The following is a 14,571-nucleotide window of genomic DNA, read 5'->3' on the forward strand; positions in this document are numbered from 1 at the left end:
AGTCTCGCTCAGCGCCCGGTGAGACGCCTGGCATGGTCCAGGTGCGCGGTGAGCCGCCCCTGGATGCGCACCGTCGCCGCGTCGAGCGCCGTGCGCGTACGCCGCCCGGTGCCGTCGCCCGCCTCGAACGCGTCGCCGAAGACGACGTCGACCCGGCTGCGCAACGGCGGCAGCTTCTTTATCAACCGTCCGCGCCGCTCCGTGCTTCCCAGGACGGCGACCGGGACGATCGGGGCGCCGCTGCGCACCGCGAAGTACGCGAGCCCGGCCCGCAGCGAGGCGAAGTCGCCCTCGCCGCGCGTGCCCTCGGGGAAGATGCCGAGCACTCCCCCGCCCGCGAGGACGTCGAGGGCGCGGGTGATGGCCGTGCGGTCCGTGCTGGTCCGGTCGACCTTCACCTGCCCGATCCCTTCGAGGAAGGTGCCGAGCGGCCCGATGAACGCCTCCTGCTTGATCAGGAAGTGTGTCGGGCGCGGGGCGACGCCCATGACCATGGGCCCGTCCACGTTGTGCGAGTGGTTCACGGCGAAGATCACCGGGCCGCTCGCGGGGACGCGCCACGCGCCGAGGACGCGCGGCTTCCACAACCCGTACATCAGACCGACGCCGATGCGCCGGCCGATCTCCGCTCCCCGCTCGGACGGGCCACGCGCGGACAGGCTGTCCGGGCTCACTTCGAGGCCCGCTTCTCCCCGACGAGGGTGACGACGCACTCGATGACCTGCTGGAGCGTGAGGTCGGTGGTGTCCACCTCCACGGCGTCGTCGGCCTTGGCGAGCGGCGACGTCTTGCGGCTGGAGTCGGCCGCGTCCCTCTTGATCAGCGCCTCCTGCGTGGCCTTGACGTCGGCGCCCTTCAGCTCGCCGGAGCGGCGGGCGGCGCGGGCCTCGGGCGAGGCGGTGAGGAAGATCTTCAGGTCGGCGTCGGGCAGCACGGTCGTACCGATGTCGCGGCCCTCGACGACGATGCCCCTGCCGTCGGCGGCGGCCGCGGCGGCGATGGAGCGCTGCAGCTCGGTGATGCGGGCCCGCACCTCGGGGACGGCGCTGACGGCGCTGACCTTGGAGGTGACCTCGCCCGTGCGGATCGGGCCCGCGACGTCCGTGCCGTCGACGGTGATGGTGGGCGCGGCCGGGTCCGTGCCGGAGACGATGTCGGGCTTGCCCGCGACCGCCGCGACGGCGGAGGGGTCGCTCAGGTCGATCCCGTTGTTCACCATCCACCAGGTGATCGCCCGGTACTGGGCGCCGGTGTCGAGGTAGCTCAGGCCGAGCTGGGCGGCGACGGCCTTGGAGGTGCTCGACTTGCCCGTGCCGGAGGGTCCGTCGATGGCGACGATCACGGCTGCCGGGGCGGCGGTTTCCACGGTGACGGACACCTTTCTGAGTGCACGGGGCAGGGGTGCGGGGCGGAAGGCGCCCCGCACAAGGTTACTGGCTCGCGCGGGCGCCTCTTACTGCCGCATGGCCCAGCCCCGCTCGCGCAGCGACGCGGCGAGGCGGGGGGCGGCGGCGGGCGCCACCATGAGCTGGACGAAACCGGCCTGCTGCCCGGTGGCGTGCTCGATCCGCACGTCCTCGATGTTGACGCCGGCGGCGCCCGCGTCCGCGAAGATGCGAGCCAGCTCGCCGGGCTGGTCGGAGATGAGGACGGCGACGATCTCGTACGCGGCCGGGGCGGCGCCGTGCTTGCCGGGGACCCGGCTCTGCCCCGCGTTGCCCCGGCGCAGCATCGTCTCGACGCCCTCGGCGCCCGCGCGGCGCTTGGCGTCGTCGCTGGACTGGAGGGAGCGCAGCGCCTGGACCGTCTCGTCGAGGTCGGCGGAGACGGCGGAGAGCAGATCGGCGACCGGGCCCGGGTTCGCGGAGAGGATGTCGATCCACATGCCGGGCTCGGAGGCGGCGATCCGCGTCACGTCGCGGATGCCCTGCCCGCACAGCCGTACGGCGCTCTCCTCGGCGTTCTCCAGACGGGCGGCGACCATGCTGGAGACCAGGTGGGGCATGTGCGAGACGAGCGCGACGGCCCGGTCGTGGGCGTCCGCGTCCATGACGACGGGCACGGCGCGGCACAGGGCGACCAGTTCCAGGGCGAGGTTCAGGACCTCGGTGTCGGTGTCCCGGGTCGGGGTCAGCACCCAGGGGCGGCCCTCGAAGAGGTCGGCGGTCGCGGCGAGCGGACCGCTGCGCTCCCGGCCGCTCATCGGGTGCGTACCGATGTACGTGGTCAGGTCCAGGCCCAGCGCCTCCAGTTCGCGGCGCGGACCGCCCTTGACGCTGGCGACGTCGAGGTAGGCGCGGGCCGCGCCTTCGCGCATGGCGTCCGCGAGCGTGGTGGCGACGTGGGCGGGCGGCACGGCGACGACGCAGAGGTCGACGGGGCCCTCGGGCGCCGCGTCCGTCCCGGCGCCGAGCGCGGCGGCGGTGCGGGCCTGCGCGGTGTCGTGGTCGGCGAGGTGCACGGTGACGCCGCGCGACGCGAGGGCCAGGGCGGCGGAGGTGCCGATGAGGCCGGTTCCGATGACGAGTGCGGTTCTCACGGGGCGATGTCCTTGCGCGGGGCGGCGACGACGGGGCGGTAGGGGGCCCAGCCTAGTTGGCGCGGACGAGACCCTGTCGCCCTCCCACCGGAGCTGCTTGCATGGAGGGCGGTACCTGCCGCCTCGGGGGAGGCTCGTGATGAAGCGCTCAGGACCGCTCTACACGCTGTACGCCGGGCTGGCCCTGGCCGTGATCATGCTGTCGCTGAACGCGACGACGGGCGAGAAGGGCTCCTCGTACGCGGGCGCTCCCGCCGCCACGACCTCACCTTCGCTCTCGCCTTCACTCTCGCCGAGCGCCTCGAAGGAGAGGCCGAGCCCCGGCCCGTCGCGGACCGTCCGCCACGGGAAGACCAGCTACGCGGGCCGCACGGACGACGACGTGGCGGCCGTCTCCGTCTCCGTACGGGGGCAGAAGGCGATCGCGTACTACTGCGACGGCCGCACCAAGGAGTCCTGGCTCAAGGGGGACGTCGAGGACGACGGCTCCATGAAGCTCACCGGCAAGGACGGCGCCACGCTCGCCGGCACCCTCGCCGACGACCGGATCCGGGGCACCGTCCGCGTCCACGACGGGCCGCAGGACTTCACCGCGAAGAAGGCCGTCAAGGGGTCCGGCCTGTACCGCGCCACCGCCGAGGTGCGCGGCGCGAAGATCGACGGCGGCTGGATCGTCCTGCCCGACGGCCGCCAGGTCGGCATCGTCCGCAAGGACGGCGCACCGTCCGCCGCGCCCTCCGTCGACCCGGAGACCGGCGCCGTCACGGTCGACGGCGAGCAGCTCACCGCGCGTCCCGTCGTGCCCTGACCACTGTCGCAGGGGGTAGCCATGACCATCGACCCGAACGCCCCGACCCAGAGCTTCCCGAGCCCCGAGCCCGACCGCCGTCCCGGCGCGTCCCGCTATCTGGTGCCCGCCCTCGTCGCGGCCGCGGTGGCGGTGGCGCTCGGCGCGTACGGCAAGGCCCATGACCCGGAGGGCACGGCGTTCAACCTGGCGGGCTTCTCCAGCACGAGCGCGGTGAAGTCCTGGCTGGCGACGGCGGCGTTCGCCTTCGCGCTCGTCCAGGTGGTGTCGGCCTTCATGGTCTACGGGAAGCTGCGGGGCCCGGTGTGGGCGCCCGCCCTGCACCGCTGGTCGGGCCGGATCGCCTTCCTCCTCGCCGTGCCCGTGGCGGTGCACTGCCTGTACGCGCTCGGCTATCAGACGTACTCGACCCGCGTCATGTGGCACTCGTTCCTCGGCTGCTTCTTCTTCGGGGCGTTCACCGCGAAGATGCTGCTGCTTCGCTCGGAGCGGCTGCCCGGCTGGCTCCTGCCGGTCGTCGGCGGGCTGGCGTTCGCGGTCCTGACGCTGCTGTGGCTGACGTCCGCGCTGTGGTTCTTCCGCACGGTCGGGGTGACGACATGAAACCGGCGGCGACGCGCAGGAGCGTGCTCGTGGCCGGGGCGGCGGCGCTGGCCGCCGGGTGCAGCAAGTACGGCGAGGAGAACGACGGCGGCGCCACCCAGGCGGCGCCCTCGGCCACATCGTCGGCACCGTCCGGCGCGAAGCCGTCGGCGGCGGCTCCCAAGGAGCTGGCGAGGACGACCGACATCCCGGTCGGCGGCGGAAAGGTCTTCGCCGACAAGAAGGTCGTGGTGACGCAGCCGACGCAGGGCGACTTCAAGGCGTTCTCGGCGGTCTGCACGCATCAGGGGTGCACGGTGAACTCGGTGTCGGGCGGCACGATCAACTGCCCGTGCCACGGCTCCAAGTACAGGATCGCGGACGCGTCGGTGGCGGGCGGCCCCGCGCCGCGCCCGCTGCCGCCCCAGAAGATCACCGTCACCGGAAAATCGATCTCGCTGGGCTGAGCCGACCCCGTACGCTCCCCGGATGGAACGGGAAGAGCTGGTGCGCGACCACACGGTCTACGCCTGCGTGATGGGCTCGCGCGCCTTCGGCCTCGCCACGGAGGGCAGCGACACCGACCTGCGGGGCGTGTACCTGGCGCCGACCCCGCTGTTCTGGCGGTTCGACAAGCCGCCGACGCACATCGAGGGCCCGGCCGATGAGCAGTTCTCCTGGGAGCTGGAACGCTTCTGCGCACTGGCCCTGCGCGCCAACCCGAACATCCTGGAGTGCCTGCACTCCCCCCTGGTCACCCACCTCACGGACACCGGCCGCGACCTGCTCTCCCTGCGCGACGCGTTCCTCTCCCAGGAGGCCCACGAGACGTTCGCCCGGTACGCGCTCAGCCAGCGCCGCAAGCTGGAGGCCGACGTCCGCACGCACGGCGCGCCCCGCTGGAAGCACGCCATGCACCTGCTCCGCCTGCTCACCTCCTGCCGCGACCTGCTGCGCACGGGTGAGCTGACGATCGACGTGGGTGATCAGCGGGAGGCGCTGCTCGCGGTGAAGCGCGGCGAGGTGCCGTGGCCGGAGGTCGACCGCTGGATGGCCCGCCTGGCGGCGGAGACGGACGAGGCCGCGCGCCGCACCCCGCTCCCCGCGTCGCCGGACCGCGCCCGCGTCGAGGACTTCCTGGTCCGGGCCCGCCGCGCCTCAGCCCGTCAGGCGGACGCGCACCACTAGATCGTGCAGGGCGTCGTGGGCGGACGCCTCGTCGGGCAGCCTCGACGCTTCCTGCGCCGCGTCCAGCTCGGCGTGCAGGGCCTCGACGTCGGCGGCCACGCGCGCGTGCTCCACCTCCGCACCGCCGTGCTCGGCCGCCGCCTTCGCCTCGATCAGCTCGGACAGATACGCGGGGGCCGCCACTTCGCCGAGCAGTGTGGGCAGGTGGGCCTGCACCTCGCCGCTCCGCATCAGGTGGATGCCGGTGAGCAGCACGCGGAACGCGTACAGCAGCGGCTTCAGCTCGCGGTTCCTCTCGTACAGCCGCCACTGGGTGCCCGCGAAGCCCCGGTAGTGGTGCGCGTGGTGGCGCGTGAGGACGCCCGGCGCGAGCGCGACCAGCTCGCGGTGGGCGTCCGTGCTGTGGACGACGAGCGGCGACAGGAGCTGTTCGAGGACGTAGCCGTTGCGCCGCAGCATCAGCCGGACGAACTTGCGCAGGTCGTGCGTGACGAGGTCCATCTCGACGCCGTCCGCGAACCACATCCGCGACCGGGTCTCCTCCGGCTCGCGCAGCCCGAGGAGCGCCGCGGCGGGCAGCAGATGCACACCGCGCAGGTCCACGTCGGAGTCGCGGGACGGAAACCCGTACAGGTGCGCACCCGAGACGGTGGCGAAGAGCAGCGGGTCGGGTTCCGCGGCGACGACCGAGGTCAGGTCGGTCTCCGCGGGGAGCTGTGCGTCGGCGATCATCCGCCCATCGTGCCGGACCGCGCCGACGCGCCCCAGCGATTTACGCGTCCCACTCCGCCCCGTACGCCGTCAGCTCGTCCCGGTGCTCCACCCGCTCCACCCACTCCTTCGGCCAGCCGTCCGCGCCGAGGTACGCGCCCGCGAACGCGCCGGTCAGGGCCGCGATCGAGTCCGAGTCGCCGGAGGTGCAGGCGGCGCGGCGCAGGGCGAGCACCGGGGCGTCCACGAAGAGGAGGAAGCACAGGAGGGCGGTGGCGAGGGCCTCCTCAGCGATCCAGCCCGCGCCGGTGGCGAGGCAGGGGTCGGTCTCGGCGTTGGCGGTCCGTGCCGCCGTGGCCAGGCGTTCCAGTACGGCCAGGCACTCGTCCCAGCCGCGCGTGATGAAGTGCGCGGGGTCCGGGTCCTGCGAGCGGCGCCACAGGTCGCCGAGCCAGTCCTCCCGGTAGCGCGTGCGGTTCTCCAGGGCGTACGAGCGCAGCTGTCCCACCAGGCCGGTGGGGTCGGCACCGTGCGCGAGCAGGAACACCGCGCGGGCGGTCAGGTCGCTCGCCGCGAGCGCGGTCGGATGCCCGTGGGTGAGTGCCGCCTGCAACTGGGCCGCCCCCGCCCGCTGGTCCTCGCTCAGCCCCGGCATCAGGCCGACCGGGGTGACCCGCATGTTGGCGCCGCAGCCCTTGGAGTGGATCCGGCTGGCGTCGCGCCAGTCCCGCGCCTTGTCCTCCAGGAGGTCGCAGGCGGTGAGGCAGGTGTTGCCCGGAGCGCGGTTGTTCTCCGGTGACCGGTACCAGTCGGTGAACTCCGATCGCAGCGGCGGCTCGAAACGCGCCGCGTCGAGCGGCCCCCGGCCCATCGCGGTGCGCAGGGCCCGCGCGACGGCGAGCGCCATCTGCGTGTCGTCCGTGATGTGGGCGAGCGGGCCCGGCAGCTCCATCTCACGCCAGGGCCCGCACTTGGCGAGGATCGCCGGTACGTCGTTGAACTCCGTCGGAAAGCCGAGCGCGTCCCCGAGCGCCAGCCCGAGCAGGGAACCGGTCGCGGGGCTCGCGGTCATGAGGGTCATCGGCGCGTTCCTTCCGTGGTGTCCGTCGCGGGCTTGAGCAGCGGCGGGAGCAGGGCGGTCGCGCCGCCGGCCCGGTAGAGGGCGGCGGGTTTGCCGCGGCCGCCGGTCAGCCGGGAGGCGCCGGGGATCTGCTCGACGAAGCCGGGTGTCGCGAGGACCTTGCGGCGGAAGTTCGCCGGGTCGAGATCGGTCCCCCACACGACCTCGTAGACCTGGCGCAGCTCGCCGAGCGTGAACTCGGGCGGGCAGAACGCGGTGGCCAGGCACGTGTACTCGAGCTTGCCGCCGATCCGCTCGTGGGCGTCGGCGAGGATCCGGTCGTGGTCGAAGGCGAGCGGCCCGTACGCGCCGCGCGCCCCCGGCTCGTACGGCAGCCAGGCGGCGCGGGCCGCGTCCCCGCCGCCGTGCGCCTGCGGCGCGTCCGGGACGAGCGCGGCGAAGGCGACGGAGACGACCCGCATCCGGGGGTCGCGGTCCGGCTCGCTGTAGGTCCGCAACTGCTCCAGGTGCAGCCCGGCGACGTCGCTCAGCCCCGTCTCCTCGGCCAGCTCGCGCCGGGCGGCGCTCTCCGCGGACTCGGCGGGCTGCAGGAACCCGCCCGGCAGCGCCCACCGGCCCGCGTAGGGCTCCTGGCCGCGCTCGACGAGCAGGATCTGCAGCCGGCCCGCGCGGAGCGTGAAGACGGCGAGGTCGACGGTGACGGCGAAGGGCTCATAGGCGTGCTTGTCGTAGCCGTGCATGCGGCAGCCCCCTCCCTTATTGGTCCAACAGACTTTAAAGGGAGGGGGCTGCCGCGAACAAGCCCTGTACCGAGGATTCCTGGTATCGAGGATTCCTGGTACCGAGGATCTCTACAGGTCGACTTCCTTCATCAACATGCCGACCTCGGTGTTCGACAGGCGCCGCAGCCAGCCCGACTTCTGGTCGCCCAGCGTGATCGGGCCGAACGCGACCCGGACCAGCTTGTCGACCGGGAACCCGGCCTCGGCGAGCATGCGCCGCACGATGTGCTTGCGCCCCTCGTGGAGGGTCACCTCGACCAGGTAGTTCTTGCCGGTCTGCTCGACGACGCGGAAGTGGTCCGCCTTCGCGTACCCGTCCTCCAGCTGGATGCCGTCCTTGAGCCGCTTGCCCAGGTCGCGCGGGATCGGGCCCACGATGTGCGCGAGGTAGACCTTCTTCACGCCGTACTTGGGGTGGGTCAGGCGGTGCGCCAGCTCGCCGTGGTTGGTGAGCAGGATGATGCCCTCGGTCTCGGTGTCGAGCCGCCCGACGTGGAACAGCCGCGTCTCACGGTTGTTCGTGTAGTCGCCGAGGCACTGCCGCCCCTCGTTGTCCTCCATCGTGGAGACAACGCCGGCCGGCTTGTTCAGGGCGAAGAACTGGTACGACTGCGTGGCCACCGTCAGGCCGTCGACCTTGATCTCGTCCTTCTCCGGGTCGACGCGCATGCCCTGCTCCAGCACGATCTCGCCGTTGACCTCGACACGGGCCTGCTCCACCAGCTCCTCGCAGGCGCGGCGCGAGCCGTAACCGGCGCGGGCGAGCACCTTCTGCAGCCGCTCGCCCTCCTGCTCGGCGCCGGGGAAGGTCTTCGGGAGCTTGATGTCCTTCTTGCCCGCGTACCGGTCGCGGTTGCGCTCCTCGGTCCGCGTCTCGTACTCGCGCGAACGCGCCGGGGCCGTCCGGCCGCCGGACTGCTGCCCGCGCTTCGGGGCGCCCTTGGCGCCGCCGCGCGCGGACGCGCCACGGCCCGACTTCGGGCCGTCCTGCGAGCCGCCGGGGCCCACGTCGTAGCGCCGCTCCTCGGGGCGCGGCTTCTTCGGGCGGCCGGCGCCGCCCTGCTTCTCGTCGCGGTTGTTCCCGGCTCCGCGGTAGTTTCCGCGGCCACCGCTGCTCCCGCCGCGGCCGCCGCTGTTGCCACCACGGCTCCCGCCGTTGTTTCCGCTGCTGTTCCTGCCGCTGCTGCTTCGCATCAAAAGTTCCGTCTAGTCGGCTGCGTGCTCGGTGTACTCGGGACCCGGCGCGTCGGGCGCGTCCGGATCGAACGACGGAACCCCCTCCAGCGTCTCGGCCTCGATCGCGTCCGCCTCGGGGAGGAAGGGCGCGAGCTCCGGCAGCTCGTCCAGGCCGCGCAGGCCCATCCGCTCCAGAAAGTAGTTCGTCGTCCTGTACAGGATCGCACCTGTTTCGGGTTCCGCGCCCGCCTCCTCCACCAGGCCCCTCTGCAACAGGGTCCGCATGACCCCGTCGCAGTTGACCCCGCGCACGGCGGAGACCCGGGAACGGCTGACCGGCTGGCGGTACGCGACCACGGCCAGCGTCTCCAGCGCGGCCTGCGTCAGCCGGGCGGCCTGGCCGTCCAGGACGAACGCCTCGACGGCCTCGGCGTAGGCGGGCCGGGTGTAGAACCGCCAGCCGCCCGCGACCAGGCGCAGCTCGAAACCGCGTCCCTGCGCCGTGTACTCGTCGGCCAGCTCCCGCAGCGCGTCGGCGACGGCCCGCTTCGGCCGCTGAAGGATCTTGGCCAGGTGTTCCTCGGTGGCGGGTTCGTCCACGACCATCAGGACGGCTTCGAGGGCGGGCCGCAGGGCGAGCCCGGCGACGCCCTCCTCGGCGCTCTCGGTGGTCTCCACGTTCACCACGTTCACTCCTTCTGCCGCCCCTCGTCGGCGGGCACCTCGACCGCCCGGTCGAACTCGTCGGTCACCACGGGCTCCGCCGCGTCCTCGCCGGTCCAGCGCACGAGCAGCTCCCCGAGCGCGGTCTCCTGCTCCAGGGCGACGGCCTTCTCCCGGTACAGCTCGAGCAGCGCCAGGAACCGCGCGACGACCGTCAGCGTGTCCTCGGTGTCGGCGACCAGCGCCTGGAAGGTCGCCTCGCCCACCTCCCGCAGCCGCGCCACGACCAGACCGGCCTGCTCCTGGACGCTGACCAGCGGGGCGTGGATGTGGTCGACGTACACCTGCGGCTTCGGCCTGGGCCGCATCGCCTTCACGGCCAGCTCCGCGAACCCCTCGGCGCCGATCTTGATGACGACGTCGGGCAGCAGGTCCGCGTGGTGCGGCTCCAGGCCCACGGTACGCGGATAGCGCCGGGCCTCGTCGTCGAGCCGCCCGCTGAAGATGTCGGCGACGCGCTTGTAGGCGCGGTACTGGAGCAGCCGCGCGAAGAGCAGGTCCCGCGCTTCGAGCAGCGCGAGGTCGGCCTCGTCCTCCACCTCGGCGGCGGGCAGCAGCCGGGCGGCCTTCAGATCGAGCAGGGTCGCGGCGACGACGAGGAACTCGGTGGTCTGGTCGAGGTCCCAGTCCGGCCCCATCGCCCGGATGTGCGCCATGAACTCATCGGTGACCTTGGACAGGGCGACCTCGGTGACGTCCAGCTTGTGCTTGGAGATGAGCTGAAGCAACAGATCGAACGGCCCCTCAAAGTTGGCGAGCCGCACTTTGAACCGCCCGTCATCACCTTGCTCCCCGGGCCCCACGGATTCCGAACCGGCAGCGTCCCCGGCCCCACTTCCCGCCACGTCGACAGCGGCCTGCTCAGCAGACTCAGGCATGTTTCCCACCACGGCGGCAGCAGCCTGCCCGACCTCTGCCACGCTCACGTCCGCCGGGCCGGACTCGGACAGCGGACGGGTCTCCGCCTCGGCAGCGGGCGCCCACTCGGGTCGCCCCGCGGGCACCTGCTCGGGCCGGCCCACACGCCCAGACTCAGGCAGGACCTCCGCCTCCCTCACTACCGGCCCGGGCTCGACCGCCGGACCGACAACAGACTCGGGCGCGCTTCCCGCCACGTCGACAGCCGACCGCCCGGTCTCCGCCACAGCCACGTCCACCGGGCCGGACTCGGACAGCGACCCGGTCTCCGAACCGGCTGCGGGCACCTTCTCGGGTCGCCCCGCGGCCCCGAACTCGGGCAGGGCCTCCGCCTCCCTCACAACCGGCCTGGGAGCGGCAGCGGACTCGGGCGCGCTTCCCGCCACGGCGGCAGCCGACCGCTCGGTCTCCGCCACAGCCACGTCCGCCGGGCCGGACTCGGACAGCGGCCCGGTCTCGGCCTCGGCAGCAGGCACCCGCTCGGGCAGGGCCTCCGGCTCCCCCGCCACCGGTCCGGAACCGGTAGTGGGCTCGGGCGGGCTTCCCGGCGCGGCGGCAGCCGACCGCTCGGGGGCGGTGGTCTCGGGTACCGGCGGAGCGGCCCCGTGGCCCAGGGTGCGCCGGCGTGTGCCCCGGGCGGGGGCGGGTGAGGGATCGTTCGCGGGCGTCACTGCCGGAGGGTACCGCCGGAGCCGCTAGCGGCCGCGCAGGCGGCGTACGAGGATGCTCGCGTCCCCGCGGGACTCCAGATCCGCCAGGACGACGGCGACGGCCTCGCGCACGATGCGGCCGCGGTCGACGGCGAGGCCGTGCTCACCGCGCAGCACCAGGCGGGCGTGCTCGAGGTCCATCAGCTCCTCGGCGGAGACGTACACGGTGATCTTCTCGTCGTGCCGTTCGCGACCGCTGGGCCGCCGGTTGGCGGCGCGGGAGCGACGCCGGGCGGCAGCGGACGCGCCACGCCCGCCCGCGGCCTCCTGCGCGGCGCCGGGCGCCCGCCGGGACTTCTCCCCGGTCTCCGCCGCAGCGGCCCGCGCGCGGGAGCCCGCCTCGGACTCGGCCTCCGCGGCCGTGTGCTCGGCGACGGGCGCGGACGCGGCCGCCGTCTCGGGGTCGCCGTCGTCGGCGGAGGGCGAGGCCGCCGCCTCGTCGCTCTCGCCGGCCGGTCCGGGTACCCGCGCCTCGCCGTTCGCCGGGCGCCGTGGCGACGACGCCTGAAGTGCCATTCCCCCGGTCGTGCGGAACAGTTCGTCGGCCCCCGGCAGACTCACTCGGCGTGACACCGGGCGAGCACCTCCCTGGCGAGCTGGCGGTAGGCCGCGGCACCGACCGAGTTCGAGGCGTACGTGGTGATCGGCTCACCGGCGACCGTGGTCTCCGGGAAGCGGACCGTGCGCCCGATGACCGTGTGGTAGACGTGGTCGTCGAAGGCCTCGACCACGCGCGCGAGCACCTCACGGCTGTGCACCGTGCGGGAGTCGTACATGGTGGCGAGGATGCCGTCGAGCTCCAGCTCGGGGTTGAGCCGCTCCTGGACCTTCTCGATGGTCTCGGTCAGCAGGGCCACCCCGCGCAGGGCGAAGAACTCGCACTCCAGCGGCACTATGACCTTGTGCGCGGCGGTCAGCGCGTTGACCGTGAGCAGGCCGAGCGAGGGCTGACAGTCGATCACGATGTAGTCGTAGTCGGCCATGAGCGGCTTCAGGGCGCGCTGGAGCGTGGACTCGCGCGCGACCTCGCTGACGAGCTGCACCTCGGCGGCGGACAGGTCGATGTTGCTCGGCAGCAGGTCCATGTTGGGGACCGCCGTCTTGAGCAGGACCTCGTCCGCGGACATGCCCCGCTCCATGAGCAGGTTGTAGACCGTGAGGTCGAGCTCCATCGGGTTCACGCCCAGGCCCACCGAGAGGGCGCCCTGCGGGTCGAAGTCGACGAGCAGGACCCGGCGGCCGTACTCGGCGAGCGCGGCACCCAGGTTGATGGTCGACGTGGTCTTGCCGACGCCGCCCTTCTGGTTGCACATCGCGATGATCTTCGCGGGCCCGTGGTCGGTCAGGGGTCCTGGGATCGGGAAGTACGGCAGCGGGCGCCCGGTGGGGCCGACGCGCTCACGGCGCTGCCGGGCAGCGTCCGGGGCAAGCGTGGCCGCGTACTCGGGGTCCGGCTCGTACTCGGCGTCGGGGTCGTAGAAGTGCCCCTCGGGGGACAGTTCGTCGTAGTCGGCGAAGTGGCTGTGTGTGTCGCCGCTTCGGTCGCCGGCCATGGCGTTCACGTGATGGCCATCCATGCTCTGGTGTGCTGTCTGCGTCGGCTGCTGCTTGGGGCTGCTCGGCTGCTCCTCGGGACCGCTCCGGAAGCCGCTCTGGTGGGCCGCGAAGGTACGCACAGCTACGGAGCCGACAGCTTGAAGCCCCGCGGGTCCCTGTCCGCCTGGCTGGGCACCTCCGGGAGTAAATGTCGACTCATTCACAAGTCGTCTTACCTCCTTGGATGTGACCAGGAACAATTTATCGATAGGTCAGCGTGGCACCATGCCGACGGTTGGCGACTCTATGGCGTGTCACCGCTCCGCAGCAACACAATCCGCCGTACCCGGCAGGATGTGTCGGCGCTTCAGCGACAAAGGAACACCGTCATGTCAAGGGCGTGCGGCGGTTCTTCGGCGCGTTTCGCGGGGGTGCGAATCGGCTAAAGGGTTACGTTCACGGCGAGTTGGCCAAGTCCGTACCCATGCGCTTACGGCCGGACCCCTGACAAGGTCCGGCCGTAAGCGTGAGATTGACGACTTTTGTTGACGCCGCCCCGGGGCGGCGTGCGCGTCGCTCCTAGCCGAGCAGCGTGCTCAGCTCGACGTGGTCGAGGCCGTGGGCCTGCGCGACCTCCTTGTAAACGACCTTGCCGTCATGCGTGTTGAGGCCGAGGGCGAGGGCCGGGTCGCGGCGCAGGGCCTCGGCCCAGCCGCGGTTGGCCAGTTCCACGATGTACGGGAGCGTGGCGTTGGTCAGCGCGTACGTCGACGTGTTGGGCACGGCGCCGGGCATGTTGGCGACGCAGTAGAAGACCGAACCGTGGACCGGGAAGGTCGGCTCGGCGTGCGTCGTCGGGTGCGAGTCCTCGAAGCAGCCGCCCTGGTCGATCGCGATGTCGACAAGGACACTTCCCGCCTTCATCCGCGAGACCAGCTCGTTGGTGACGAGCTTCGGCGCCTTGGCGCCGGGGATGAGGACGGCGCCGATGACGAGGTCGGCGTCCAGGCACGCCTTCTCCAGCTCGAAGGCGTTGGAGACGACGGTCTGGATCTTCGTGCCGAAGATCTTGTCGGCTTCCTTGAGCTTGTTGATGTCCTTGTCGAGCAGGGTCACGTGGAAGCCCATGCCGATGGCGATCTGCGCGGCGTTCCAGCCGGAGACGCCGCCGCCGATGACGACGGCCTTGCCGGCGAGGACGCCGGGGACGCCGCCGGGCAGCACACCGCGGCCGCCGTTCGCGGCCATCAGGTGGTAGGCGCCGACCTGCGGGGCGAGCCGGCCCGCGACCTCGGACATCGGGGCGAGCAGCGGCAGCTGGCGGCCCGCGGTCTCGACCGTCTCGTAGGCGATGGCGGTCGTGCCGGACTCCAGGAGCGCGTCCGTGCACTCCTTGGACGCGGCCAGGTGCAGGTAGGTGAAGAGCGTCTGGTCCTTGCGCAGGCGGTGGTACTCCTCCGCGATCGGCTCCTTGACCTTGAGGAGCAGGTCGGCGGTGGCCCACACCTCGTCGGCGGTGTCGAGGATCTGCGCACCCGCGGCGACGTACTCCGCGTCCGGGATCGAGGAGCCCACACCGGCGCTCTGCTCGACGAAGACCTGGTGGCCGTGGCGCACCAGCTCATGCACGCCGGCGGGGGTGATGGCCACCCGGAACTCGTTGTTCTTGACCTCGCGGGGGATGCCGACCTTCATCGTCGATCACGGTCCTTGGCTCAGGGGATATACCGGTCATTGCACTGCATACCAGTGCGCCGAAGGACACACCGGGAGACGCCACGGAAGCACGCGGCGGAGCCAGTCTAATGAAGGTTTTC

The 14,571-nt window shown here is 72.4% G+C and carries 16 protein-coding genes; 4 read left to right on the forward strand and 12 right to left on the reverse strand.

Going from position 1 to position 14,571, the window contains the following annotated elements; translation table 11 throughout:
- Positions 1 to 8: 8 nt before the first annotated feature.
- From ABZ877_RS31315 to ABZ877_RS31325, 3 genes are all read right to left on the reverse strand, one after another.
- On the reverse strand, positions 9 to 713 hold the full coding sequence (locus tag ABZ877_RS31315; protein WP_361078017.1) for a lysophospholipid acyltransferase family protein: 705 nt from the start codon (positions 711 to 713) through the stop codon (positions 9 to 11).
- Positions 671 to 1,366 carry a (d)CMP kinase gene (gene cmk / locus ABZ877_RS31320; RefSeq protein WP_361078020.1) on the reverse strand — a complete coding sequence of 232 codons (696 nt, stop codon included), beginning with the start codon at positions 1,364 to 1,366 and terminating at the stop codon, positions 671 to 673. Before cmk ends, ABZ877_RS31315 begins: the two co-directional genes overlap by 43 nt.
- Before the next feature lie 87 nt (positions 1,367 to 1,453).
- On the reverse strand, positions 1,454 to 2,539 hold the full coding sequence (locus tag ABZ877_RS31325; RefSeq protein ID WP_361078023.1) for a prephenate dehydrogenase: 1,086 nt from the start codon (positions 2,537 to 2,539) through the stop codon (positions 1,454 to 1,456).
- 139 nt (positions 2,540 to 2,678) lie between these two features.
- Here ABZ877_RS31325 and ABZ877_RS31330 point away from each other — a divergent pair, with 139 nt between their 5' ends.
- Genes ABZ877_RS31330 through ABZ877_RS31345 form a run of 4 tightly spaced genes read left to right on the forward strand, consistent with a single transcriptional unit; the run spans position 2,679 to position 5,117 of the window.
- Positions 2,679 to 3,347, forward strand: a complete 669-nt coding sequence (locus ABZ877_RS31330; protein ID WP_361078026.1) for a hypothetical protein — start codon at positions 2,679 to 2,681, stop codon at positions 3,345 to 3,347.
- A gap of 21 nt (positions 3,348 to 3,368) precedes the next feature.
- The gene (locus ABZ877_RS31335; protein ID WP_361078029.1) at positions 3,369 to 3,950 is read left to right on the forward strand and encodes a DUF6529 family protein; all 582 of its coding nucleotides are present in this window, start codon (positions 3,369 to 3,371) and stop codon (positions 3,948 to 3,950) included.
- A complete protein-coding gene (locus tag ABZ877_RS31340; protein WP_361078032.1) occupies positions 3,947 to 4,396 on the forward strand; it encodes a Rieske (2Fe-2S) protein in 450 nt (149 codons plus the stop codon). Before ABZ877_RS31335 ends, ABZ877_RS31340 begins: the two co-directional genes overlap by 4 nt.
- 22 nt (positions 4,397 to 4,418) lie before the next feature.
- Positions 4,419 to 5,117, forward strand: a complete 699-nt coding sequence (locus ABZ877_RS31345; protein WP_361078035.1) for a nucleotidyltransferase domain-containing protein — start codon at positions 4,419 to 4,421, stop codon at positions 5,115 to 5,117.
- Here the strand turns inward: ABZ877_RS31345 and ABZ877_RS31350 are convergent.
- The 9 genes from ABZ877_RS31350 to ald form a co-directional block, all read right to left on the reverse strand.
- On the reverse strand, positions 5,088 to 5,849 hold the full coding sequence (locus tag ABZ877_RS31350; protein WP_361078039.1) for a nucleotidyltransferase domain-containing protein: 762 nt from the start codon (positions 5,847 to 5,849) through the stop codon (positions 5,088 to 5,090). The genes ABZ877_RS31345 and ABZ877_RS31350 overlap by 30 nt on opposite strands.
- A gap of 40 nt (positions 5,850 to 5,889) precedes the next feature.
- Complete coding sequence (locus ABZ877_RS31355; protein ID WP_361078103.1) at positions 5,890 to 6,900, reverse strand: ADP-ribosylglycohydrolase family protein; 1,011 nt, start codon at positions 6,898 to 6,900, stop codon at positions 5,890 to 5,892.
- Positions 6,901 to 6,905: 5 nt separating this feature from the next.
- Positions 6,906 to 7,649: an NUDIX domain-containing protein gene (locus tag ABZ877_RS31360; protein WP_361078043.1), complete on the reverse strand. Its 744-nt coding sequence runs from the start codon at positions 7,647 to 7,649 to the stop codon at positions 6,906 to 6,908.
- A 111-nt stretch (positions 7,650 to 7,760) separates the two neighbouring features.
- Entirely contained in the window at positions 7,761 to 8,885 is a 1,125-nt protein-coding gene (locus ABZ877_RS31365) for a pseudouridine synthase (RefSeq protein ID WP_361078046.1), read from the reverse strand.
- Positions 8,886 to 8,897: 12 nt separating this feature from the next.
- Positions 8,898 to 9,551, reverse strand: coding sequence for an SMC-Scp complex subunit ScpB (gene scpB, locus ABZ877_RS31370; RefSeq protein ID WP_361078106.1), 654 nt, complete (start codon positions 9,549 to 9,551; stop codon positions 8,898 to 8,900).
- A 5-nt stretch (positions 9,552 to 9,556) separates the two neighbouring features.
- The gene (locus ABZ877_RS31375) at positions 9,557 to 10,612 is read right to left on the reverse strand and encodes a segregation/condensation protein A (RefSeq protein ID WP_361078109.1); all 1,056 of its coding nucleotides are present in this window, start codon (positions 10,610 to 10,612) and stop codon (positions 9,557 to 9,559) included.
- Positions 10,613 to 11,203: 591 nt separating this feature from the next.
- On the reverse strand, positions 11,204 to 11,791 hold the full coding sequence (locus ABZ877_RS31380; protein ID WP_361078049.1) for a hypothetical protein: 588 nt from the start codon (positions 11,789 to 11,791) through the stop codon (positions 11,204 to 11,206).
- Positions 11,776 to 12,795: a ParA family protein gene (locus ABZ877_RS31385; protein ID WP_361078112.1), complete on the reverse strand. Its 1,020-nt coding sequence runs from the start codon at positions 12,793 to 12,795 to the stop codon at positions 11,776 to 11,778. The genes ABZ877_RS31380 and ABZ877_RS31385 overlap by 16 nt, the downstream gene beginning before the upstream one ends.
- 538 nt (positions 12,796 to 13,333) lie before the next feature.
- Positions 13,334 to 14,449, reverse strand: a complete 1,116-nt coding sequence (gene ald, locus ABZ877_RS31390; RefSeq protein WP_361078052.1) for an alanine dehydrogenase — start codon at positions 14,447 to 14,449, stop codon at positions 13,334 to 13,336.
- Positions 14,450 to 14,571: the final 122 nt, after the last annotated feature.

It is taken from the genome of Streptomyces sp. NPDC046939 (assembly GCF_040644575.1).
GTDB lineage: Bacteria > Actinomycetota > Actinomycetes > Streptomycetales > Streptomycetaceae > Streptomyces.